Annotated in this window: 6 tRNA genes; all 6 read right to left on the bottom strand. The window is 41.7% G+C overall.

Annotated elements, in window-relative coordinates:
- Positions 1-32 precede the first annotated feature (32 nt).
- Positions 33-117 (bottom strand) — tRNA-Leu (locus BTN98_RS09190).
- 82 nt (positions 118-199) lie between these two features.
- Positions 200-276 (bottom strand) — tRNA-Met (locus tag BTN98_RS09185).
- Between the two features lie 44 nt (positions 277-320).
- Positions 321-395, bottom strand: a tRNA-Gln gene (locus tag BTN98_RS09180).
- Positions 396-437: 42 nt separating this feature from the next.
- A tRNA-Leu gene (locus BTN98_RS09175) sits at positions 438-522 on the bottom strand.
- Between the two features lie 49 nt (positions 523-571).
- Positions 572-648: transfer RNA gene (locus BTN98_RS09170), tRNA-Met, on the bottom strand.
- Positions 649-710: 62 nt separating this feature from the next.
- Positions 711-785, bottom strand: a tRNA-Gln gene (locus BTN98_RS09165).
- Positions 786-787: the final 2 nt, after the last annotated feature.

The following is a 787-nucleotide window of genomic DNA, read 5'->3' as shown; positions in this document are numbered from 1 at the left end:
GGGTAGTAACAAGACTTTAAAATCAGAGAGAATGGTGCGGAAGGAGAGACTTGAACTCTCACACCTTGCGGCGCCAGAACCTAAATCTGGTGCGTCTACCAATTCCGCCACTTCCGCATATTGTCAGTTATAAATAACTGTTGTTCTCTGATCGTATTTTTCAATTAAAGTATAGGTAAATACTTAATCGAAGAATAAATGGTGGCTACGACGGGATTCGAACCTGTGACCCCATCATTATGAGTGATGTGCTCTAACCAACTGAGCTACGTAGCCAATAGACACCGAAGAATAAAATAATTAATCGTCATCTTAAATTGTGGCAGGTCTACCTGGATTCGAACCAGGGAATGACGGCATCAAAAGCCGTTGCCTTACCGCTTGGCGATAGACCTACAATGTGCTTTTTCAAGCTTCTTTCAACTCTATTGAAAGAATGGTGCGGAAGGAGAGACTTGAACTCTCACACCTTACGGCGCTAGAACCTAAATCTAGTGCGTCTACCAATTCCGCCACTTCCGCATTTTATCAATATCGAGTATTGATTTTCAATCTTATAATAAAATTGAAATGGTGGCTACGACGGGATTCGAACCTGTGACCCCATCATTATGAGTGATGTGCTCTAACCAACTGAGCTACGTAGCCAATTTTAAAATATCGAATAATTAACCTCTATAAAGCGGTAATTAATCAATATCTTTAAATAATGGCAGGTCTACCTGGATTCGAACCAGGGAATGACGGCATCAAAAGCCGTTGCCTTACCGCTTGGCGATAGACCTAT

Origin of the sequence: Photobacterium aquimaris, assembly GCF_002954455.1 — a bacterium.
Classification (GTDB): Bacteria; Pseudomonadota; Gammaproteobacteria; order Enterobacterales; family Vibrionaceae; genus Photobacterium; species Photobacterium aquimaris.
This window is presented reverse-complemented; position numbering and strand designations above follow the sequence as displayed.